The organism is Caballeronia terrestris, assembly GCF_001544515.1.
In the GTDB taxonomy this organism is placed as follows: Bacteria; Pseudomonadota; Gammaproteobacteria; order Burkholderiales; family Burkholderiaceae; genus Caballeronia; species Caballeronia terrestris.
Map to the genome: position 1 here is coordinate 108,210 of NZ_FCOL02000009.1, position 20,718 is coordinate 128,927.

20 protein-coding genes are annotated in these 20,718 nt (G+C 65.2%); 11 read left to right on the forward strand and 9 right to left on the reverse strand.

The window, feature by feature from the left end; translation table 11 throughout:
• Nucleotides 1–7: 7 nt before the first annotated feature.
• The 6 genes from AWB67_RS10730 (at nucleotide 8) to AWB67_RS10755 (ending at nucleotide 5,335) form a co-directional block, all read left to right on the forward strand.
• Nucleotides 8–313, forward strand: a complete 306-nt coding sequence (locus tag AWB67_RS10730) for an urease subunit beta (protein WP_087656220.1) — start codon at nucleotides 8–10, stop codon at nucleotides 311–313.
• Between the two features lie 20 nt (nucleotides 314–333).
• Nucleotides 334–2,040, forward strand: coding sequence for an urease subunit alpha (ureC, locus tag AWB67_RS10735; RefSeq protein ID WP_087656221.1), 1,707 nt, complete (start codon nucleotides 334–336; stop codon nucleotides 2,038–2,040).
• A gap of 3 nt (nucleotides 2,041–2,043) precedes the next feature.
• A complete protein-coding gene (gene ureE / locus AWB67_RS10740) occupies nucleotides 2,044–2,610 on the forward strand; it encodes an urease accessory protein UreE (protein ID WP_087656222.1) in 567 nt (188 codons plus the stop codon).
• Nucleotides 2,597–3,277 carry an urease accessory protein UreF gene (locus tag AWB67_RS10745; protein ID WP_087656223.1) on the forward strand — a complete coding sequence of 227 codons (681 nt, stop codon included), beginning with the start codon at nucleotides 2,597–2,599 and terminating at the stop codon, nucleotides 3,275–3,277. The genes ureE and AWB67_RS10745 overlap by 14 nt, the downstream gene beginning before the upstream one ends.
• A gap of 14 nt (nucleotides 3,278–3,291) precedes the next feature.
• A complete protein-coding gene (gene ureG / locus AWB67_RS10750) occupies nucleotides 3,292–3,942 on the forward strand; it encodes an urease accessory protein UreG (protein WP_087656224.1) in 651 nt (216 codons plus the stop codon).
• Nucleotides 3,943–4,057: 115 nt separating this feature from the next.
• A complete protein-coding gene (locus AWB67_RS10755) occupies nucleotides 4,058–5,335 on the forward strand; it encodes a glycosyltransferase (RefSeq protein WP_087656286.1) in 1,278 nt (425 codons plus the stop codon).
• Nucleotide 5,336: 1 nt separating this feature from the next.
• Here AWB67_RS10755 and waaA read toward each other — a convergent pair whose 3' ends face one another.
• The 4 genes from waaA to AWB67_RS10775 form a co-directional block, all read right to left on the reverse strand.
• Nucleotides 5,337–6,659, reverse strand: a complete 1,323-nt coding sequence (gene waaA, locus AWB67_RS10760; protein WP_087656225.1) for a lipid IV(A) 3-deoxy-D-manno-octulosonic acid transferase — start codon at nucleotides 6,657–6,659, stop codon at nucleotides 5,337–5,339.
• A 28-nt stretch (nucleotides 6,660–6,687) separates the two neighbouring features.
• Nucleotides 6,688–7,572, reverse strand: coding sequence for a Kdo hydroxylase KdoO (kdoO, locus tag AWB67_RS10765; protein WP_087656226.1), 885 nt, complete (start codon nucleotides 7,570–7,572; stop codon nucleotides 6,688–6,690).
• 33 nt (nucleotides 7,573–7,605) lie between these two features.
• Nucleotides 7,606–8,601, reverse strand: coding sequence for a lipopolysaccharide heptosyltransferase I (gene waaC, locus AWB67_RS10770; RefSeq protein ID WP_087656227.1), 996 nt, complete (start codon nucleotides 8,599–8,601; stop codon nucleotides 7,606–7,608).
• A 140-nt stretch (nucleotides 8,602–8,741) separates the two neighbouring features.
• Entirely contained in the window at nucleotides 8,742–10,148 is a 1,407-nt protein-coding gene (locus AWB67_RS10775; protein WP_087656228.1) for a phosphomannomutase/phosphoglucomutase, read from the reverse strand.
• A gap of 382 nt (nucleotides 10,149–10,530) precedes the next feature.
• Here AWB67_RS10775 and AWB67_RS10780 point away from each other — a divergent pair, with 382 nt between their 5' ends.
• From AWB67_RS10780 to AWB67_RS10800, 5 genes are all read left to right on the forward strand, one after another.
• Entirely contained in the window at nucleotides 10,531–11,787 is a 1,257-nt protein-coding gene (locus AWB67_RS10780; RefSeq protein ID WP_087656229.1) for an oligosaccharide flippase family protein, read from the forward strand.
• Nucleotides 11,784–12,566 (forward strand): glycosyltransferase, encoded by a 783-nt coding sequence (locus AWB67_RS10785; RefSeq protein WP_087656230.1) that lies wholly within the window; start codon nucleotides 11,784–11,786, stop codon nucleotides 12,564–12,566. The genes AWB67_RS10780 and AWB67_RS10785 overlap by 4 nt, the downstream gene beginning before the upstream one ends.
• A gap of 22 nt (nucleotides 12,567–12,588) precedes the next feature.
• On the forward strand, nucleotides 12,589–13,728 hold the full coding sequence (locus tag AWB67_RS10790; RefSeq protein ID WP_087656231.1) for a glycosyltransferase family 4 protein: 1,140 nt from the start codon (nucleotides 12,589–12,591) through the stop codon (nucleotides 13,726–13,728).
• 28 nt (nucleotides 13,729–13,756) lie between these two features.
• Nucleotides 13,757–14,791, forward strand: coding sequence for a UDP-glucose 4-epimerase GalE (galE, locus tag AWB67_RS10795; protein WP_087656232.1), 1,035 nt, complete (start codon nucleotides 13,757–13,759; stop codon nucleotides 14,789–14,791).
• A gap of 65 nt (nucleotides 14,792–14,856) precedes the next feature.
• Entirely contained in the window at nucleotides 14,857–15,966 is a 1,110-nt protein-coding gene (locus AWB67_RS10800) for an MraY family glycosyltransferase (protein WP_087656233.1), read from the forward strand.
• Nucleotides 15,967–15,995: 29 nt separating this feature from the next.
• On the opposite strand, the gene AWB67_RS10805 is transcribed toward AWB67_RS10800, so the two are convergent.
• From AWB67_RS10805 to AWB67_RS10825, 5 genes are all read right to left on the reverse strand, one after another.
• Nucleotides 15,996–16,817, reverse strand: a complete 822-nt coding sequence (locus tag AWB67_RS10805; protein ID WP_087656234.1) for an alpha/beta fold hydrolase — start codon at nucleotides 16,815–16,817, stop codon at nucleotides 15,996–15,998.
• Nucleotides 16,818–17,007: 190 nt separating this feature from the next.
• On the reverse strand, nucleotides 17,008–17,487 hold the full coding sequence (locus AWB67_RS10810; RefSeq protein ID WP_125477573.1) for a hypothetical protein: 480 nt from the start codon (nucleotides 17,485–17,487) through the stop codon (nucleotides 17,008–17,010).
• Nucleotides 17,465–18,031, reverse strand: a complete 567-nt coding sequence (locus AWB67_RS10815) for a nucleotidyltransferase domain-containing protein (RefSeq protein ID WP_087656236.1) — start codon at nucleotides 18,029–18,031, stop codon at nucleotides 17,465–17,467. The genes AWB67_RS10810 and AWB67_RS10815 overlap by 23 nt, the downstream gene beginning before the upstream one ends.
• Before the next feature lie 134 nt (nucleotides 18,032–18,165).
• Nucleotides 18,166–19,254 (reverse strand): glycosyltransferase family 4 protein, encoded by a 1,089-nt coding sequence (locus AWB67_RS10820; RefSeq protein ID WP_087656237.1) that lies wholly within the window; start codon nucleotides 19,252–19,254, stop codon nucleotides 18,166–18,168.
• Nucleotides 19,254–20,501 (reverse strand): oligosaccharide flippase family protein, encoded by a 1,248-nt coding sequence (locus tag AWB67_RS10825; protein ID WP_087656287.1) that lies wholly within the window; start codon nucleotides 20,499–20,501, stop codon nucleotides 19,254–19,256. The genes AWB67_RS10820 and AWB67_RS10825 overlap by 1 nt, the downstream gene beginning before the upstream one ends.
• Nucleotides 20,502–20,718: the final 217 nt, after the last annotated feature.

Sequence of the window (20,718 nt, forward strand, 5' to 3'; positions counted from 1 at the left end):
CCGCGCCATGATCCCCGGCGAATATCTGATCGACGACGGCGAACACGAACTCAACGCAGGCCGCGAAACCGTGTCGGTCGTCGTGTCGAATACCGGCGACCGCCCCGTGCAGGTCGGCTCGCACTACCACTTCTACGAAGTCAACACGGCGCTCGTCTTCGAACGCGAGAAAGCCCGCGGCTTTCGCCTGAACATCGCGGCGGGCACCGCCGTGCGCTTCGAGCCGGGACAGGAACGCACCGTCGAGCTCGTCGCGCTCGCGGGCGATCGCGCCGTCTACGGCTTCAACGGTCTCGTGATGGGACCGCTCTGACTCTATCGGGATAAAAAGCAATGACGCTACGCATCGGCCGCCGCGCCTACGCGGAAATGTTCGGCCCGACCACCGGCGACCGTGTCCGTCTCGCCGACACCGACCTCCTGATCGAAGTCGAACGCGACTTCACCACCTACGGCGAAGAAGTGAAATTCGGCGGCGGCAAAGTGATCCGCGACGGCATGGGCCAGTCGCAACGCGTCGCGGACGACGTCGTCGATACGGTCGTCACCAATGCGCTGATCCTCGATCACTGGGGCATCGTGAAAGCCGACATCGGCATCAAGGGCGGACGCATCTTCGCCATCGGCAAGGCGGGCAATCCCGACATCCAGCCCGGCGTGACGATCGCGATCGGCGCGGCCACCGAAGTGATCGCGGGCGAAGGCATGATCGTGACGGCGGGCGGCATCGATTCGCATATCCACTTCATCAGCCCGCAGCAGATCGACGAAGCGCTCGCAAGCGGCGTGACGACGATGCTCGGCGGCGGCACCGGTCCCGCCACCGGCACGAACGCGACTACTTGCACGCCCGGTCCGTGGCACATCGAACGCATGCTGCAGGCCGCCGACGGCTGGCCCGTCAACCTGGGCTTTCTCGGCAAGGGCAACGCGAGCCTGCCGGCGCCGCTCGTCGAGCAGATCAAGGCGGGCGCGATCGGCCTGAAGCTGCACGAAGACTGGGGCACGACGCCCGCCGCGATCGACAACTGCCTCTCGGTCGCCGACGATACCGACACGCAAGTCGCCATCCACACGGATACGCTGAACGAAGCGGGCTTCGTCGAAACGACGGTAGCCGCATTCAAGGGCCGCACGATCCACACGTATCACACGGAGGGCGCGGGCGGCGGCCATGCACCGGACATCATCAAGGTCTGCGGTGAATCGAACGTGCTGCCTTCGTCGACGAATCCCACGCGCCCCTACACCATCAACACGCTCGACGAACACCTCGACATGCTGATGGTCTGCCATCACCTCGATCCGTCGATTGCGGAAGACATCGCGTTCGCCGAGTCGCGCATCCGCCGCGAGACGATCGCCGCCGAAGACATCCTGCACGACCTGGGCGCGCTCTCGATGCTCTCGTCCGATTCGCAGGCGATGGGCCGCGTCGGCGAAGTCGTGATCCGCACCTGGCAGACCGCGCACAAGATGAAGATACAGCGCGGCGCGTTGCCCGAGGACAGCGCACGCAACGACAACTTCCGCGCGAAACGCTACGTCGCAAAGTACACGATCAACCCGGCGATCACGCATGGCATCGCGCATGAAGTCGGGTCGATCGAGCCGGGCAAGTGGGCGGACCTCGTGTTCTGGGAACCGGCGTTCTTCGGCGTGAAGCCCGCGATGATCGTAAAGGGCGGCATGATCGCGGTCGCGCAGATGGGCGACCCGAACGCTTCGATTCCGACGCCGCAACCGGTGCACTACCGCGAGATGTTCGCGACACGCGGCGGCGCGCTCGGCAAGACGTCGCTCACGTTCGTCTCGCAGATGGCGGCGGATGCGCGCATCGCGGATCGCTATGGACTTTCGAAGCATGTGGTGCCGGTGAAGGACTGCCGCAAGATCACGAAGGCCGATATGATCCACAACGCGTGGCAACCATCGATCACCGTCGATCCCGAGACGTATCAGGTGGTCGCGAACGGCCAGTTGCTGACCTGCGATCCCGCTACCGTGCTGCCGATGGCGCAGCGCTATTTCCTCTTCTGAACCATGCGTACGATCGACAAACGTCTCACCGCGAAGCTCGCACCCGTGCTGATCAAGCGCGCCGCGACGCTCACCCTTCCCTTCGATGCGCGCTGCAAGAGCCGCCTCGCCGCGACGCTCGACACGGGTGAGGAAGTTGCGCTCGTGATGCCGCGCGGCTCGGTACTGCGCGATGGCGACGTGCTCGTCGCCGACGATGGCGCGCTGGTTCGCGTGATCGCGGCGGCGCAGGACGTGCTCGTCGTGCGCGCGCCGGATGCGCTGACGCTCACGCGTGCGGCCTATCATCTCGGCAACCGCCACACGCCGGTGGAAGTGAGCGCGGATCACCTGAAGCTCGAAGCCGATCCGGTGCTCGAAGACATGCTGCGTCGTTTGGGCGCGCAAGTCGAACACGCATCGCAGCCGTTCCAGCCGGAGACGGGCGCGTATGGCGGCGGCCACAAGCATGGTCATGATGAAACCTTCACCGAGGACTACGCGCTCGCGCAGAAGGTCTTCGATGAACATCATGGTCATGACCACGACCACTCGACGTGCAGCCACGACCACGGTCATGCGCATCGCTGAACTCACGGCGCTGCTGCATCTCGCATCGCCTGCGTTGCCGATCGGCGCGTTCAGCTATTCGCAGGGTCTCGAAGCCGCGATCGAGCACGGCCTGATCCACGATGGCGATACCGCGCGCAACTGGATCGCGAGCGGTCTCACGCATGTGCTCGCGCGCGGCGAGTTGCCGTTCCTCGCGCATCAGATCGAACGCTGGCGCATGCATGATGCAAGCGCGCTCGCCATTGCCGATGAAGAGTTTCTCGCGAGCCGCGAATCGGCCGAACTGCGGCGCGAGACGCAGCAAATGGGCTGGTCGCTCGCGCAGTTGTGCACGTCGCTCGAATGGGGCGACGCAGAACGACGCGCGACGCTCAACGCCTTGAAGCCGATCGCGCAGCCGACCGCCTTCGCGTTCGCCGCCTACGCGCACGACCTCTCGCCCGAATCGGCCCTGGCCGCCTACGCGTTCGGTTGGGTCGAGAACCAGGCGGCCGCGGCGCTCAAGGCCGTGCCGCTCGGGCAGCTTGCGGGGCAGCGCATCATCGTCGCATTGCGCGATCCGATCGATCGCGCCGTCGCGCGCGCGCTCGCGACTCCGCCCGATCACATCAACACTTTCGCGCCGCAACTGGGCATTCTGTCGGCTCGACACGAATCGCAGTATTCGCGGCTCTTTCGCTCCTGAAGACCTCATCGAACATGAACACGCCCGCCTATTCCGCCGCTCATCGCCGAACCAAGAAGCTGCCGCCGTTGCGCGTCGGCGTCGGAGGTCCGGTCGGCTCCGGCAAAACCACGCTGCTCGAAATGCTGTGCAAGGCGATGCGCGAAAAGTACGACCTCGTCGCGATCACCAACGACATCTACACGAAGGAAGACCAGCGCCTCTTGACCGTCGCGGGCGCGCTGCCGGCCGAACGCATCATGGGCGTCGAGACAGGCGGCTGCCCGCACACGGCGATCCGGGAGGATGCGTCGATCAATCTCGAAGCCGTCGACCAGATGATCGCGCGCTTTCCCGATGCCGACATCGTGTTCATCGAATCGGGCGGCGACAATCTGGCTGCGACGTTCAGCCCGGAACTGTCGGACCTGACGATCTACGTGATCGATGTCGCGGGCGGCGAGAAGATTCCGCGCAAGGGCGGCCCGGGAATTACGAAATCGGACCTGCTCGTGATCAACAAGACCGATCTCGCGCCCTATGTCGGTGCAAACCTCGACGTAATGGCTTCTGATGCCAAGAAAATGCGCGGCGAGCGGCCGTTCGTGATGTGCAACCTGAAGGCGCTCGACGGGCTGGATGAAGTGATCCGCTTCATCGAAGAGAAGGGCTTGCTCGCGGCTTGAGCACGAGGGCACGGCGGGCCGCTTATGCGGCATGCCAAACGATTGCTGTAGCATGGCGGATTCGCAATTCGCATTGCTCGCCTGGCAACGGGCGAGAAACCGTACCGTGCCTCTCATGCTCACCCGTAACGATCAGGCGAAGCAATCCGTTGCATCGTCGTCATCCGCTTCGGCAGCGGCGCCTCGTGCGCGCATCCCGGTCCTCTTCCATATCGTCGATTTCGGCGACGGCGGCATCGAGTCCGCGCTGATCTCGTGGCTGCGCGTCTTCGATCGCAAGCGCTTCGCGGTCACGCTCTCGGTGATGTTCACGTCGCCCGCGTACGAGACGCGCTTCAAGGCGCTCATCCCCGCCGACGTCCCCATCGAGATCCTCGCCGACAAGCCCTGGCTCAACTACTTCCAGGCGCGCCGCTACGCGAAGCGCCTGTCGAAGCTCGGCCGCCTGGGCCGCGACGTGTTCAATACGCTCGTCGTGCGGCCTTATGTGAAGGAGCGTCTTGCCGCGCTCGCACGGCGCTTCCACATCATCGTCGACTTCGACATGTCGCTGCGGCGCATCGCGGGCGAATTCGATGTCGCGTGGCTCGGCGTCAATCATTTCAGCTTCGATGCGCGGCTCGGCTCGCGGCCGCGCAAGCGCAGGCGTCTGATGACGCAGTTCGCGCGCTACGACAGCATCGCCGCGCTCAACCAGCACATGGCCGACGAAGCCGCCGTGATGTTCGGCGACAACTTGCGCAACGTGTTCGTGCTGCCGAACGCGATCGACATCGCGCGGATTCGCGAGCGTGCGTCGATCGTGGAGGCGCGGCCTTGCAGCGCGCCGTACATCGTGTCGGTCGCGCGGCTCGATGAAATGCAGAAGGACCATCGCACGCTGCTGCGCGCTTATGCGCGGCTCGTGCGCGAGCGGGCTGTGACGGAAGACCTCGTGATCGTCGGCGATGGCGCGAATCGCGGCGAACTCGAAGCGCTCGCAAAAGAGCTCGGCATCGCGGCGCGGGTGCATTTTCAGGGGTATCGGAACAATCCGCATCCGTTGATCGCGGGCGCGCAGATGCATGTGCTCAGTTCGCGCTACGAGGGCCTGCCGATGGTGCTGCTCGAAGCGCTCGCGCTCGGAAAGGCAGTGGTCGCGAGCGATTGCCCGACCGGGCCGCGCGAGATGCTGGACGAGGGGCGGTATGGTTTGCTCGTGCCGGTCGGGGACGAAGCGGCGCTCGCGGATGCGATCTGGCGCGTGCTGTCCGACGATGCGTTGCGTGATGGCTTGAAGCAGCGCTCGCATGAACGCGCGACGTTTTACGGCATCGAGGCGAGCAACGTGCGGCTCGACGAATGTTTGTCGGGGATGTTGGCAAGGCGACTCGAGGCGATCGCGCCAGCCTGATTCACTTCGCCGCTTCCTCCTGCGTTTCCAGCAACGCCCCCAACACCCCCACCGTCCTTTGCGTCGCGCCCTTATGCCGCGCCGCGAACGCCGATGCCGCCGCGCTCATTGCGAGCCGCCGCGGCTTGTCGCTGAACAGCTCGCGAAGGCTGCGCGCAAGCCCTTGCGGATCATCGACCCGCAGCGCAGCCCCCGCCGCAATCGCATCCTGCGTCGCCTGCGTGAAGTTGAACGTATGCGGCCCGATCAGCACCGGCACGCCTTCGGCACACGCCTCGATCAGATTCTGCCCGCCGAGCGGCAACAGACTCCCGCCGATGAACGCCAGATCGGACGCCGCATAGTAAGCGCCGAGCTCGCCCATCGAATCGCCGAGCAGCACCTGCGCGCTCGACGGCAACGGCCGCGCCGCATCCACGCCCGATCCCGCCGCCACCGCCTTCGGCGCCCACGCCGAGCGCCGCACACACGACATCCCCGCGCCCGCCACCAGCGCCGCGACTTCATCGAAACGTTGCGGATGGCGCGGCACCAGAATCAGCAACGCATTCGGCACGTCGAGCGCGCCGAACGCCTGCAGCACCAGCACCTCCTCGCCTTCACGCGTGCTTGCCGCGACCCACACCGGCCGCTCGCCGATCGCCGTGCGCCACGCGTGCCCGCGCGCTTCCAGCTCGGGCGGCGCGCTCATGTCGAACTTGAGGTTGCCGAGCACGGCGACATTGCGCGCGCCGAGCGCAGTCAGCCGCTCCGCATCCGATGGACTCTGCGCCAGCACACGAGCAAAGCCGCCGAACACCTCGCGCGTCGCGCGACCGAACTTCGCCGCGCGCCGGTACGAACGCTCCGACATCCGCGCGTTCGTCAGCACGAGCGGCATGTCGGCTCGCTTGCATTCGTCGATGAGCGTCGGCCACACCTCCGTCTCCATGACGATGCCGAGCGTCGGCCGCCATGCGCGCAGGAAACGCCGCACGAGATGCGGCAGGTCGTAGGGCAGATAGCTGCGCAGCACGCGATCGCCGAAAAGTTGCTCGCCGGTCGCGCGGCCGCTCGGCGTCATGTGTGTGAGCAGGATGCGCGCTTCGGGATGCGCTTTCATCAACGCGTCGATCAGCGGCTGCGCCGCGCGCGTCTCGCCGACCGACACCGCGTGCACCCAGATGAGCGGCGCGAGATCGTCGGCGCGCCGCCCGGGGCCGCGGCCAAAACGCTCGGCGATATGCTCGCGATACCCGCGCTCCTTGCGCGAGCGGATCAGAAGACGCAGCACCGCGAGCGGCGCGACGATCCACCATAGCGCGCGATAGATCGGCCTCAGCATGCGCGCCCCCGCACGTGGCGAGCGGCGCTCAAACGAGCGCCCTGCCCTTCAGGCGCTGCAGGATGCCGAGCGGTGCGCAATCGGGCTGCGCCATCGCATCGACAGGGAGGAAGAAGGTCTGCTCGAGCATGTACTGCCCGGACATCACCGCGTGCGACGTCTGGTCGGAGAAGCACACCCACACGCAGCCCGGCGGAAACGGCATCTCCTCCTGCGGCGCGGCTTTCTGATAGTCGAGATCGGCCTTCATCGCGTCATGCAGATGCAGCATCAGGTGATCGTAGTCGCTGCGCGGCGTCTTCGTGATGTGCAGCAGGTTCATGAGCCACGCGGCGCCGGGCATCTGCGGCTTGATCGCCGGCAGGAAGCGCTTCGCCATGTCCTCGAACGGTTCGCCCACGCGCCACACGCGCGGCGCGCCGTGCGGATTCACGTTCGTGAACACGCGCAGGATGCGCTCGCCGTAGTTCGGCCGCGACGGAAACGCATCGACGTGCAGGCGGCTGTCGTCCTTGCGCCACGACGTTTCGCGCGTCTCGACCTGATGCAGGCGCAGGCTCGTCGGCGCGACGCGCAGCTTGCCGTTGTATTCGGGGAAAAGCCCGTCGACGAGCGAGCGCGCATTCGCCTGATAGCGCGCGACGAGCGCACGCACCGCCGACTGCATGACGGCGTCTCCAAGCACGCCCGCGAGCGCGCCGCCGTTCGGCGCCAAGCTGATGTTCTTGCGCTTGGGATCGGCGATCTTCGGATCGAGCAGCGCTTTCTCGCCGCCTTCGATTGCGAAGCGCAGATGCGGGAAGTACAGCACCTTGCCGCGCTCGACGCCCGCGACGAGCGTCTCGCGCGGCACGGAGAGGTCTTTACCCTGCCAGTCGCACGAAGCGACTTCGATGATTTGAGATTCGGTCATGTGCCTTCGATATTCCGATGCGGTGCCCGCGTGTCACAGCAACCCGAAGCCCGCGAGCGCCGCCTTCACTTCGGCGAGCGTCGGATGATGGTTCGCCTGGCCGAGATTGGCGACCTGCGGCGACCAGTAGCCGCCCGTGCGCCAGGCGGTCGAGAAATTGTACAACTCGACCGTCGGCCGCTTCAGCGCGGCGGCAATGTGAACGAGGCCGGTATCGACGCCGACCGTCGCCGCCGCACCATCGATCAGCCCGACCACCGCTGGCAGCGACAGCTTCGGCGGCACGATCGCCGCCGCGCCGAATTCCTTCGCGAGCTTCTCGCTCGTCGCGCGTTCGGCCTCGCTGCCCCACGGCAGGACGATCGACGCGCCACGCCGCACCAAAGACTGCCCGAGCTCGATCCACGCGGCGTCGGGCCATTGCTTGTCGGCGCGCGAAGTGGCATGCACGAACACCACGTACGGCACCGGCAGGTTCAGCCCCGTCTGCGACAAAGCCAGCGCGGCGCGCTTCGTGTCGAGGCCGAAGTCGATGTCGTCGGTCGGTTGCGGCGCTGGCAGGCCAAGCGCCGCCGCAACGAGCTGCCGCGTGCGTTCGACAACGTGCGTGCGCGATTCGATCGGCACGCGCCGGTCATAGAAAAAGCGCACCGGCCATTCGAACCCCGCGCCTTCGGTTCGATTCGCGAGACCCGTGAGCGGCCCGCGCGCCCAGCTCGCCACCCACGCCGTCTTGATGAGCCCCTGGCAGTCGATCACGAGGTCGTACTTTTCCGCTTCCAGCTCGCGCCGGAACTTGCCGATCTCGCTCCAGTTCGCGGCCGAGAACCAGCGCTTGCGCCAGCGCCGCAAGGAAAACGGGATCGCGCGGCGCACGCCGTCGACGAGTTCGACGAGACTCGCGAAACTTTCCTCGACGAGCCAGTCGATCTGCGCGTCGGGGTATCGGCGGCGGATGTCGGCGATGACCGGCATGTTGTGGACGACGTCGCCAAGCGACGACACCCGGACAATCAAGATCTTTTGCACGCTGTGGACGATGAGCGCCGCACGTCGGCGCGGCGCGTGGACAAAATGAGATGGGCGATTTTAGCGCGGCCGGGATGCGGCGGCGCCATAAGAAACGGCGCGGTTCCGGGGGAACCGCGCCGTTTCTTCACATCGAACGGTCAGAACGGCAGCTTCGCGTCCGCCTTCTCCGCGAGGATCACGCGGCGGAAGTCTTCCTGAATGCGCTTGAGCGCTTCCTCGCTGTCCGCCTCGAAGCGCATCACGACGACCGGCGTCGTATTCGACGAACGCGCGAGGCCGAAGCCGTCCGGATACTCGACGCGCAGGCCGTCGATGGTCAGCACGTCGTCGGCGCCGGTGAATTTCGCCGATTTCTGCAGACGCGCGATCAGCTCGAAGTTCTCGCCTTCGTTCAGCTTCAGTTGCAGTTCGGGCGTCGAGAGCGAGTTCGGCAGGTCGTTGAGCAACTTGCTCGGATCGGCCACGCGCGAGATGATTTCGAGCATCCGCGCGCCGGTGTAGAGGCCGTCGTCGAAGCCGTACCAGCGGTCCTTGAAGAACACGTGGCCGCTCATTTCGCCCGCGAGCGGCGCGCCGGTTTCGCGCAGCTTCGCCTTCACGAGCGAGTGGCCGGTCTTCCACATGACCGGCTCGCCGCCCTGGTCGCGCACCCACTTCGCGAGATTGCGCGTGCACTTCACGTCATAGATGATCTGGCCGCCCTTGTTGCGCGACAGCACTTCCTGCGCGAACAGCATCAACTGGCGATCCGGGTAGATGATCTCGCCGTCTTTCGTCACGACACCCAGGCGGTCGCCGTCGCCGTCGAATGCGAAGCCGATTTCGGCGTCGGTTTCCTTCAGCGCCTTGATGACATCCTGCAGGTTCTCGGCATGCGCCGGGTCCGGATGGTGATTCGGGAAGTTGCCATCGATGTCCGTGAACAACTCCACGAGTTCGCAGCCGAGCGCCTTGAAAAGACGCGGCGCGAGCCCGCCCGCGACGCCGTTGCCCGTATCGATCACGATCTTCATCGGGCGCACCGGCTTCACGTCGCTCACGATGCGGTCCAGATAAACCTGCTGGATGTCGTACTCGGTGTACGTGCCTTCGCCTTGCGTGAAGTCCTCGTCGACGATGCGCTTGTACAGTTCCTGGATCTGGTCGCCGTAGATCGCCGCGCCGCGCAGGACCATCTTGAAGCCGTTGTAGTCCGGCGGATTGTGGCTGCCCGTCACGACGATGCACGAATCGACGCGACGCTCGCCCGAGGGCAATTGCAGCGGTACGCTCGCGGCGAAATAGCCGACGGGCGTGGGCACCATGCCGACATCGACGACGTCGACGCCCGCTTGCCGCAGGCCGTCGGCGAGCGCGCCGACGAGTTCCGGGCCCGACAGTCGGCCATCGCGCGCGACGACGGCGGAGTCGCCGCCCTGCTTCCTGATCTCGCTACCGAAGGCGCGGCCGATGCTGCGCGCGACTTCCGCATCGACGGTCTTGCCGACGATGCCGCGAATGTCGTACGCCTTGAAGATGGATTGGGAAATCTGTGACTGGCTCATGGAATGGCTACCTGTCTATTTGTTGATGGATTCTCGGCGATGCAGCCAGCGGGCTTGCAGGTCGTGACCGACGGACATGCACGCGAACGAGCGCCACGCGTGCGGCCAACTTCGAAAGCAACAATGTTGCATGGGCCAAGCAGCTTCGCGTCCGGGCCGCGCCTTCGATGGGAGCGATCCCGTTCACACTTATAATCGCAGTCTTTCAGCAGTTTCCTAGCAAATTCCTGCGCAAACATTCTAATCCAATGCCCCGCCGCCCCTTAGCCTCGAATGCACGAAATGCGGCGCCTGAGCGGTCAAACGCACATTCTTTCTGCCACGACTCGCTCATTGCATCGGGTGATCGGACCACGCCAGCACATCGCGTGCCCGGTCCCGCATGCTGAGTCGCGTCGGCAACCCCGATATCGCGAAAGCGCTCGCGAATATCGTCTGGCTCGGGCTCGAACGCGTGACGCAGATCGTTGTCGCGATCGTCATCAGTGGGCTGCTCGCGCGATATTTTGGTCCTGACGCGTTCGGCAAGTGGCAGTACGCGAACACGCTGCTGCTCGTGCTCGCGCCGCTCACCTGGGTGTGCGGCGCCGAAATCCTCGTGCCGACCATCGTTCATCGGCCGGCGGGCGAAGTCGGCCGGGTGCTCGGCAGCGCGTTCGTATTGCGCATGGCCGTGTCCGTGCTCGCGCTCGTCGCGACGTGGGCGTGGATCGCGTTCGGCCATCTCGATGCGCTCGTCGGCGCGATGCTGGCCGGGCTCGCGGTGACGATGCTGTTTCGCGAGCCGCTCGTCGGCGTGATCAATGCGTGGCTCCAGAGCATGACCTACAGCAAGCCGCAGCTCGCGGCGAGCATGTTCACGGCGCTTGTAAAGGCCGCGCTCGTCTATGCGTTCGTGCGGGCGAGTGCGGGTTTCGCGAGCTTCGGATGGCTGTGGGCGCTGGAAGCGGCTGCGATCGCGGGCTTGCTGCTGCATTACTACAGAAAGCGCCACGGCGGCACGCTCGGCTGGGAATTCGACGGGCGCCTCTTTCGCCAGTTCGCGAGCGCGGGCACGGTGTTCTGGATCGGTCTCGTATGCATGTATCTGTTCCTTAAACTCGATCGCCTGATGCTCGAACGCTTCATCTCGTTCGCCGATCTCGGGCGCTATTCCGCCGCGCAGCAGCTGAACGAAAACTGGATCACGCTCGCGCTGATGCTCGCGCAGACCATTGGGCCGGCCTTCGTCTATCGCGTGCAGGACACGAAGCTGCTGAAGCGCAACATCATCCGACTCGTCGCGATGACGGCCGCGCTGATGATCGCCGGCGCGATCGTGCTCGATCTGCTCGCCGGGTTCATCATCACGCGGGTGTTCGGGCCGGACTACGAAGGCGCGATCGATATCTTCCGCTGGGCGGTGTGGCTCTCTGTCCCGGCCGGGATCGAGGCGATCGGGAATCTCGTCGTGCTGAAATATCAGGCCAAGTTCGTGTTGCTCGCGAAGTGGCTGCTCGCGCTGGCGGTGGCGTTCGTCGTCGACTGGATTGCGATTCCGCGTCTCGGCGGACACGGCGCGCTGATCGGACTGGCGGTGGGTTATCTCGTGGCGGCGAGCGTCAATCTCTACTACCTCCGCTTCAGGCTGAGCGCATGAACGACGTCGCGATCCTGCTTCCCGCGTTTAACGGACAAGCCGAACTCGAACGCACGCTCGCGTCGTTCCGCGAGGATTCGACCGTGCGCGTGCTGATCGTCGATGATGGCAGCACACCGCCGATCGTCGCGCCATCGATGCGCGGGCTCGACATCGAAGTCCTGCGTCTGCCGGCGAACGGCGGTATCGAGCGGGCGCTGGCTGTGGGCATCGATGCTCTCGCCGCGCGCGGCATCCGCTACGCAGCGCGCATCGACGCAGGCGATCTCGCGACGCCGCAACGCATCGCGAAACAGCGCGCGTATATGGAGGCACATCCACGGGTCGCTGCGCTCGGCATGTGGACGCACGTAGTCAGTACCGAAGGCGCGCCGCTTTTCGACCTCACGCCGCCCGCCGATCCCGCCGCGATCCGCCGCGTGATGCTGATGCGCTCGTGCTTCGCGCATCCGTCGCTGATGCTGCGCGTCGATGCCGTGCGCGAGGCGGGCAACTATCGCGCGCAATATCGCGCGGCGGAAGACCTCGATCTGATCCTGCGCCTGATGGAACGGCACGACTGCGCGAACCTGCCGGAATTCGGCCTCTATTACGAGTCGAACGAAGCCGGTATCAGCGCCACGAAACGCCGCACGCAAGTGCTGTCAACGCTGCGCCTGCAACTGCGTTACTTCCGTGCGGGCAACGCTCCCGACTGGATCGGCGTGGTCAAAAGCGTCGCGCATCTCGTGCTGCCGTATCGCGCGTTGCGCCGCATCAAGGCTCGCCTGCTCCGCTAAACCCCTCTCTCACGCATACCGGATGACCGCACAACCCAATCGCCTTCGCATCGCCCTCGTCTGCAACACGGCGTGGGCGATCTATACGTATCGGCGGGGCGTGCTGCGGATGCTGACCGAACGCGGCGCGGAGGTCACCATCATCGCGCCGCGCGACCGCACGTTCGAGCCGCTCGTCGCGATGGGGTGCCGCTGCGTCGAATTGCCGGTCGCCTCCAAAGGGACCGATCCGCGCGAGGACCTGAAGACGCTCGCCGCGCTCTACCGCGAATACCGCGCGACGAGTCCGCACGTCGTCTTCCACTACACGATCAAGCCGAACATCTACGGATCGATCGCAGCGTGGCTCGCGCGCGTGCCGTCGATCGCGGTGACGACCGGGCTCGGCTACGTCTTCATCCAGAAGAGCCGCACGGCGATGGTCGCGAAGCGCCTGTACCGTTTCGCGTTCCGCTTTCCGCGCGAAGTGTGGTTCCTCAACCGCGACGACCGCGAGGCATTCGCCAGGCAGGATCTGCTCGCGCATCCGGATCGCGCGCGCCTTCTGCACGGCGAAGGCGTCGATCTCGACGAATACGCGTTCGAACCCTTGCCCGAGCGCGAGTCGTTCGTGTTCATCCTGATCGGGCGGCTCCTGTGGGACAAGGGCGTCGCGGAATTCGTGGAAGCCGCGCGGCGCGTGGGCGCAACGCATCCGAACGCACGTTTCCAACTGCTCGGGCCGGTCGGCGTCGATAACCCGAGCGCGATCTCCCGCACGGAAGTCGACGCGTGGGAGCGCGACAATGTGATCGAATACCTCGGCGAGGCGCATGACGTGCGTCCTCACATTGCAAACGCCGATTGCGTCGTGTTGCCTTCATATCGCGAAGGCGTGCCGCGCACCTTGATGGAAGCCTCGGCGATGGGACGCCCGATCGTCGCGACGGACGTCCCCGGCTGCCGCGAAGTGGTCGAGGACGGCGTCACGGGGCTTCTGTGCGAAGCGAAAAGCGCGGACAGTCTCGCCCACCAGCTCGACCGCATGCTCACGTTCGATGCGCGGCAACGCGCGGAGATGGGCGTGCAGGGCCGCGCCAAGGTCGCCCGCGAATTCGACGAAAAAGCCGTCGTCGAGCGATATAAAGGCACAATACGCGCAATTACCGGCGTTTCACTCTGACCCAAGCGTCACCCGGAGACCTCGAAACATGACGGACAACAAGCAACCCAAGGGCACGATCCTCGTCACCGGCGGCGCCGGCTTCATCGGCTCGCACACCTGCGTCGAGCTGCTCGACGACGGCTACGACGTCGTCGTGGTGGACAATCTCGTGAACAGCAATGCTCAATCGCTTGCACGGGTCCAGAAGATCGCCGGCAAGCAGCTCGCGTTCTACGAAGCCGATGCCCGCGACGAAGCCGCGCTCGCCAAAGTGTTCGATAACCATCCGATCACTGGCGCGATCCACTTCGCGGCGCTGAAATCGGTGGGTGAATCGGTTGCAAAGCCGATCGAGTATTACCGCAACAACCTCGACAGCCTGCTCGTCGTGCTCGACACGATGCGCGCACGCAACGTGAAGAACTTCGTGTTCAGCTCCTCGGCGACGGTGTACGGCGTGCCGAAAAGCGTGCCCATCGACGAATCGTTTCCGCTTTCGGCGACCAATCCCTACGGCCAGTCGAAGCTGATCGCGGAACAAGTGCTGCGCGATCTCGAACTTTCCGATCCGTCGTGGCGCATCGCGACGCTGCGTTACTTCAACCCGGTCGGCGCGCATGAAAGCGGCCTGATCGGTGAAGATCCGGCCGGCGTGCCGAACAACCTGATGCCGTACGTGGCGCAGGTGGCGGTCGGCAAGCTGGAGCGCCTGCGCATCTTCGGCAGCGACTATGAGACGCACGACGGCACGGGCGTACGCGACTACATCCACGTCGTGGACCTCGCGCGCGGCCATATCGCGGCGATCAATGCGCTCAAGACGCTCGATCGCAGCTTCGTCGTAAACCTCGGCACGGGCCAGGGCTACAGCGTGCTCGACGTCGTGAAAGCTTTCGAAGCGGCGTCGGGCAAGCCCGTTCCGTATGAGATCGTCGCGCGCCGCCCGGGCGACGTGGGCGCGTGCTACGCCGATCCGGCCGCCGCGGCGAAGCTGATCGGCTGGCGCGCGGAGTACGGCATCGAACGCATGTGCGTCGATCACTGGCGCTGGCAGTCGCAGAATCCGAACGGTTTTGCCTGAGGCCCGGCGGGCTCGCGTGCACAACGCGCGAGTCCGCGAGCTTCCTTTTTCAACGGTCATCCTTCATGCTCAGTTTCGCGCTCGCTTTTCTTATTTCGCTCCTCGTTACGCTTCTGATCGTGCGATTCGCGCATCTGCATGAGGGATTCATCGGCGATACCGATCTTGCCGGCGTGCAGAAATTCCATTCGTCGCCGGTGCCGCGCATCGGCGGCGTCGGCATCCTGTGTGGCTTGACCGGCTCCGCGATCCAGCTTCACTGGGCGTATCCCGCCGTCTCGGCCGGCATCCTCGCGATCATCGCGTGCGGCATGCCCGCGTTCTTCTCGGGCCTCGTCGAAGACCTGACCAAGCGCGTGAGCCCGCTCGTGCGCCTCGTCTGCACGATGGCGGCCGCCGCCCTCGCCTACGCGCTGCTCGATATCGCGGTCACGCGCATCAGCGTGCCGCCGCTCGATTTTCTGCTGTCGTATGCGGTGATTTCGTGCGCCGTCACCGTGCTCGCGGTCGCGGCGCTCGCGAACGCGATCAACATCATCGACGGCTTCAACGGCCTCGCATCGATGGTCGCGGTGATGATGTTCGCGTCGCTCGCGTATGTCGCTTTCCAGGTGCACGACCCGATCGTGCTGTCGGCGTCGCTGATCATGATGGGCGCGGTCATCGGCTTCTTCATCTGGAATTTTCCGGCCGGCCTGATCTTTCTCGGCGACGGCGGCGCGTACTTCGTCGGCTTCATGCTCGCCGAACTCGCGATCATGCTCGTGATGCGCAATCGCGACGTCTCGGCGTGGTTTCCGGTGCTTCTTTTCATGTATCCGATCTTCGAGACGTGCTTCTCGATCTACCGCAAGAAGTTCATTCGCGGGATCTCGCCCGGTATTCCCGATGGCGTGCATCTGCACATGCTGGTGTACAAGCGGCTGATGCGCTGGGCGGTCGGTGCGCAGAACGCGCGCGAACTGACGCGGCGCAATTCGCTGACGTCGCCGTATCTGTGGCTCCTGTGCCTCGTCGCCGTGATTCCCGCGACGCTCTTCTGGCGCCATACGGTGCATCTGTTCTGCTTCGTCGTCGTGTTCGCGGCGACTTACGTGTGGCTATACATCAGCATCGTGCGCTTCAAGGTGCCGCGCTGGATGGTGTTTCGCCGAGCGCATCCGCTGAAGAAATAAGGCCGGACTAGCCGGCCTTTCGCGCAGGTTTATGACTCGAGGAACGCCAGCAAGTCCGCGTTGACCTTGTCGGCCTCGACGGTGCACATGCCATGCTGGCCGCCCGGATACACCTTCAGCGTCGAGCCCTTCACGATCTTCGACGCCAGTTCAGCCGCCGCGTGAATCGGCACGATCTGGTCGTCGTCGCCATGCAGGAAGAGCGTCGGGATGTCGAACTTCTTCAGATCCTCGGTGTAATCGACCTCCGAGAACTGCTTGATGCATTCGTAATGCCCCTTGATGCCGCCGCGCATGCCCTCCAGCCAGAACAAATCGATGATGCCCTGCGACACCTTCGCGCCGTCCCGATTGAAGCCATAGAACGGCATCGCCAGATCCTTGTAGAACTGCGAGCGATTGGCGGTGACGCCTGCGCGGATACCATCGAACACGTCGATCGGCAGGCCGCCGGGGTTCGCCTCGGTCTTGAGCATCAGCGGGGGGACCGCGCCGATCAGCACCGCTTTCGCGACGCGCTTCGTGCCGTGACGACCGATGTAGTGCGCGACTTCCCCGCCGCCCGTCGAATGTCCGACGAGCGTCGCGCCGGTGATGTCGAGCGTGTCGAGGAGCGCGGCGAGGTCGTCGGCGTAGGTGTCCATCTCGTTGCCTTCCGACGGCTGGCCCGAGCGTCCGTGGCCGCGCCGGTCATGCGCGATCACGCGATAGCCCTTCTGCGAAAGGAACAGCATCTGCGGGTCCCACGCGTCGGAATCGAGCGGCCAGCCGTGCGAGAAGACCACCGGCTTGCCGCTGCCCCAGTCCTTGTAATAGATCTCGGTGCCGTCCGTCGTCTTGATCGTGCTCATCTGCGAAGCTCCTTGGTTGTGCGGCGGCGGCTTTTTTCGGCCGCCGCCAAGGTCAGTGTGCTGTGCGTGTGTGACGTGTGACGGTGCGGCGGAGGTGGCGCGCATTGTCGAGCGTTCGCGCGCAGGCCCGCTCGCGACGGGCACAGGCAGCATCGTCGCGCAAACCGGGGAAAGTTTCAGGGATGGGGGGTTACGACTTGTCGACGCTGAGCGCGTACCACACAGCGTAGCGCTTCTTCACCAGCGCTTCGACGCTCGAAACGCTCATGATCAAATCGTCGACTGCCTTGACGGACGGCGGCGGCGCCGGCGACTCGTAGATCTTCTGGTTGCGCTGACGGGTCGCGTATTCGATCTCCGAGCGGTCGTCGAGATCGAGGTCGGGCTTCAGATGGTCCAGCAAGGTGCCGATGACCTTGACGCGATGCCCGTCGCCACCGCCGGGCGCGAGTCCATACAGGTAGACGAAGCCGACCGCCAGCGCATGCACGGCTTCATACGCGTTCGCGTAACGGACGAGCGGCGCGTGCCGGTCGTCTTTGGCGGCCTGCAGAAACGACGCCGTGTTGCGCCGGAACTGCACGGCGTTGTTCGCCGCAAAGGGCGTCTTGCGGACAAAGCCGGCATTAAGCATGTCCGAGAGGTGTTTAGTCAGCGGAAGAGGAAACATCGAGAATGATCTTTGGGCCGTGGTCGATGGATTCCAGCACCGGGTCCGACGCGCGCTTTTGCTCCCATTCATCCTCCGGATACACGCTCACGTGGACTTCGCGACCGAGTTCCTTGCCCGCCGCATCGAGTTCATGCTGAACGCGGCCGAGACGCGCATCGCCGATGACCATCACGTCGATGTCGCTTGCCGGTCCCGCCGTGCCCGCCGCCATCGAGCCGAAGATGAACGCGTATTTCACCTTGTCGCGAAACGACGCCAGCGCGCGCTCGATCGGCTCCTTCAGGCCGAAACTCTTCACCGCGATCTGCCGCAGTTCGGGATACAACGGATGATCGGTGTTCGCCTGGTAGACGGCGCGACCCGCCGGAGGCTGGCGGATCACGTTGCCATCGACCAAACGCGCGACGAAATCCTGCGTCGAACTGCGTCCGCCGCCGCCCAGGGCGAACAGCTCGGATAGCGAGTAGCCGCGCTCCGGATTGAGGACGAGCGCGCCCAGGATGCGCTGCTGTTTGGGGGTGAGTAGGAAGTCGGCGAGCATGGGGATACCGTTTCGCTGGTACGCACTCGAAAACCGGCACTTGGAAATTGGGCACTTCGAAAGCGGAAAGTACCGGAAACCGGTAACAATGTACCGCTTTCCGGTACTTCGAGCAACGTCTTTTTAGTGCGCCGTCAAGCCACCGCCGCCCGTGGCATCCGTTTCGTCACCTCATGCGCGACCGCCAGATACCTCGCGGCCGTATCCGCGAGCGTCAGCCCGCCGAGCGGACGCACCGAACGCGGCTCGCGCAGCGCCGCCACGAGCGCGCTCGCGTACGCGGCGGTATCGTCGGGATCGCAGAGGTGGACGCCCGGGAAATCCGCGGCGAAGCTGAACGGCCGGATCGTGCTCGCGACCACCGGCACGCCCGATGCCAGCGCCTCCAGAAACGCGATGCTGTGCCCTTCCGAACGCGACGGCATCGCGAAGACGCGCGACTCCAGCAGCAGGTCCGCCACATCCGAGCGCGGCCCGTGCAGGCTAACCCGCGCCGACAACCCGAGCTTCGCGACGAGATCGCCCACGGCCGCGTGATACGCCGGGTCCTCGATCACGCCGCACAGCAAGAGCCGCGCCTCGGGCACCGTCTGGATCACGCGCTCGAACGCGTGCACCGTCGACAACTGGTTCTTCACCGACGTATACCGCCCGATCTGCACGATCTGCGCGCCGCCATCGACACCGTCGATACCGGCGAGCGGCCGCCGCGCGAAACGCGCCATGTCGACGCCGTTCGGAATCAGCGTCATCGACGGATGGCGGCCGACCGCGCCCACGTAATCGTCGATATTCGACGGCGACACCGCGATCACCGCCCGCGCGCGCCGCGACAGCATCCGCTCGACGCGCCGGAACATGAGGCTCTCGAAGTCGTTCGTGGCGGAGTGCATCACATACACGACCGGCACGTTTAGCGGCAACGTGCGCGCGTAGAACGCGGGAATCGTCGCGTGCGCGAACAGCACGTCGGCACGGTAGCGCCTGACCGTCCGGTACAGGCTCCACAGCTTGCCGACACGCCCGTGCACGCGCTCCGGAAAAAGGCACTGCACGCCGTTCGCGACCAGTTCGGTCTGGAGCGCAACGAAATCGTCGTGTGGGGGCGTGAGCGCGGTCACGCCCACCGTCTCGCCGCCGCGCTGCTGATAGATCGCGAGGTCCTTCGCCAGCACTTCCGCGCCCGACAGGCGCGGAGCCAGAACGAGGTGCAGTATGCGCATCACGCCTCCCTGACGGTTCGAAAGAGCATCCACCCCGCCGCCGACGCGAGCCCGACCGTCATCGCCCATGCGATGCCGGTGACGCCCCACAGGTGCGTCGCAACGGGCACGGTCACGCACAGCACGACCGCCTGGATGATGGACGCGTGCGTCGCGACCTTCGGCAAGCCGACGGCGCGCAGCCACGACACCAGCACCGCGATCACCGCGCCGATCGCCATGTTGATCACGAAGATGCGAAAGAGCGGCACGGCGCTGAGCCACGCGGGCCCGAGCACGAACATGAAGAGCGGCTCCGCGACGAGCCGCAGTACGATCACGAGCGCCGCGAGGCCGATCGCCGCAAGCACGAGATAACGCCTGAAAAGCCGCCGCGCGGACTCCACATCCCGTCGATGATGCTCGGAGAACGTCGGAAAGAGATACTGCGACATCGCGATGGCGGCATCGGCGAGCAGCATCTGCGCGAGCTTCGACGACATCTGGTAGGCGCCCAACTGAAGCGGCCCGAGCAGCTTGGCGACGATCACCTTGTCGAACTGATTCAGCAGAAGATTCACGACACTGCCCGCCCAGATCCAGCGGCTGAAATTCACGTAGTGCCCGATGCCGGAGAACGCGAGCCTTACAGGCGGACGCGGCGACATCGTGGTCCAGGTGAGCGTGGTCTTGAGCAGTTCGCCCGCAAGCAGGCCGATCAGCACCGAGTACGCGCCCGCACCGGCCAGCGCGCAGGCGAGACCGACCGCGCAGTCGACGAACGCCGTCGATGTCTCGACGCCCGCGAGCTTCTGGAAGCCGCGCTGGCGCGTCACGATGAAATACGCGGGCGATGCGATGCCGCGCAGAATCGGCAGGACGGCGGCGAGAAACAGGAGCCCGATCGATCCCGTCAGATGGAACTGGCTGCTCATGAACGGCGCGAGCGCGGCGAGCAGCACGCCGATCAGCACGCCGCGCGCCGCGAGTGTCGTCCAGACGGCACCGAGTTCGCCGTGCGTCGGCGCGTCGTGGCCCTGGACCACAGCCTGCGCGAGTCCCGTATCGGAGAGCGATTCGGCGATCGCGACCGCGAGCAGTGCCACGCTGACCGCGCCGATCGCCTCCGGCCCGAGAATCCGGCCGATGGCGAGAAATTTGACCGCGACCAGCCCCCGTACCACTACCTGTTGCAGCAGTACCCAAAACGCCGCATCGTGATCGAATCGCGCGCGCGCCGGTAGAAACGAAAGCCGGACAGATCTCACCAAGGTATTCCCCGCGCTGCTGGCTGTTGCAAACCGCGGTGCGGTGGCGTCTCGCGAGCGTTTTGAGCTCGTGGCGGCTACGGCACGCGTTCAAGGTGGCGACTAGGGGCGCAGCGATCGAGCGCCCGTGCTTTATCCCACGAAGTATGCAAAAGGTATCGTGGCAAAGACCACAATGGACGCCAACCCGTAGTCGAAATCGGCCCGAAACGTCATA

Excerpts from the sequence above, each read along its gene's own strand:
- AWB67_RS10730 (WP_087656220.1), top strand. The coding sequence starts at position 8 with ATGATCCCCGGCGAATATCTGATCGACGACGGCGAACACGAACTCAAC.
- ureC (WP_087656221.1), top strand. The coding sequence starts at position 334 with ATGACGCTACGCATCGGCCGCCGCGCCTACGCGGAAATGTTCGGCCCG.
- ureE (WP_087656222.1), top strand. The coding sequence starts at position 2,044 with ATGCGTACGATCGACAAACGTCTCACCGCGAAGCTCGCACCCGTGCTG.
- AWB67_RS10745 (WP_087656223.1), top strand. The coding sequence starts at position 2,597 with ATGCGCATCGCTGAACTCACGGCGCTGCTGCATCTCGCATCGCCTGCG.
- ureG (WP_087656224.1), top strand. The coding sequence starts at position 3,292 with ATGAACACGCCCGCCTATTCCGCCGCTCATCGCCGAACCAAGAAGCTG.
- AWB67_RS10755 (WP_087656286.1), top strand. The coding sequence starts at position 4,058 with ATGCTCACCCGTAACGATCAGGCGAAGCAATCCGTTGCATCGTCGTCA.
- waaA (WP_087656225.1), bottom strand. The coding sequence starts at position 6,659 with ATGCTGAGGCCGATCTATCGCGCGCTATGGTGGATCGTCGCGCCGCTC.
- kdoO (WP_087656226.1), bottom strand. The coding sequence starts at position 7,572 with ATGACCGAATCTCAAATCATCGAAGTCGCTTCGTGCGACTGGCAGGGT.
- AWB67_RS10775 (WP_087656228.1), bottom strand. The coding sequence starts at position 10,148 with ATGAGCCAGTCACAGATTTCCCAATCCATCTTCAAGGCGTACGACATT.
- AWB67_RS10780 (WP_087656229.1), top strand. The coding sequence starts at position 10,531 with ATGCTGAGTCGCGTCGGCAACCCCGATATCGCGAAAGCGCTCGCGAAT.
- AWB67_RS10785 (WP_087656230.1), top strand. The coding sequence starts at position 11,784 with ATGAACGACGTCGCGATCCTGCTTCCCGCGTTTAACGGACAAGCCGAA.
- AWB67_RS10790 (WP_087656231.1), top strand. The coding sequence starts at position 12,589 with ATGACCGCACAACCCAATCGCCTTCGCATCGCCCTCGTCTGCAACACG.
- galE (WP_087656232.1), top strand. The coding sequence starts at position 13,757 with ATGACGGACAACAAGCAACCCAAGGGCACGATCCTCGTCACCGGCGGC.
- AWB67_RS10800 (WP_087656233.1), top strand. The coding sequence starts at position 14,857 with ATGCTCAGTTTCGCGCTCGCTTTTCTTATTTCGCTCCTCGTTACGCTT.
- AWB67_RS10805 (WP_087656234.1), bottom strand. The coding sequence starts at position 16,817 with ATGAGCACGATCAAGACGACGGACGGCACCGAGATCTATTACAAGGAC.
- AWB67_RS10810 (WP_125477573.1), bottom strand. The coding sequence starts at position 17,487 with ATGTTTCCTCTTCCGCTGACTAAACACCTCTCGGACATGCTTAATGCC.
- AWB67_RS10815 (WP_087656236.1), bottom strand. The coding sequence starts at position 18,031 with ATGCTCGCCGACTTCCTACTCACCCCCAAACAGCAGCGCATCCTGGGC.
- AWB67_RS10820 (WP_087656237.1), bottom strand. The coding sequence starts at position 19,254 with ATGCGCATACTGCACCTCGTTCTGGCTCCGCGCCTGTCGGGCGCGGAA.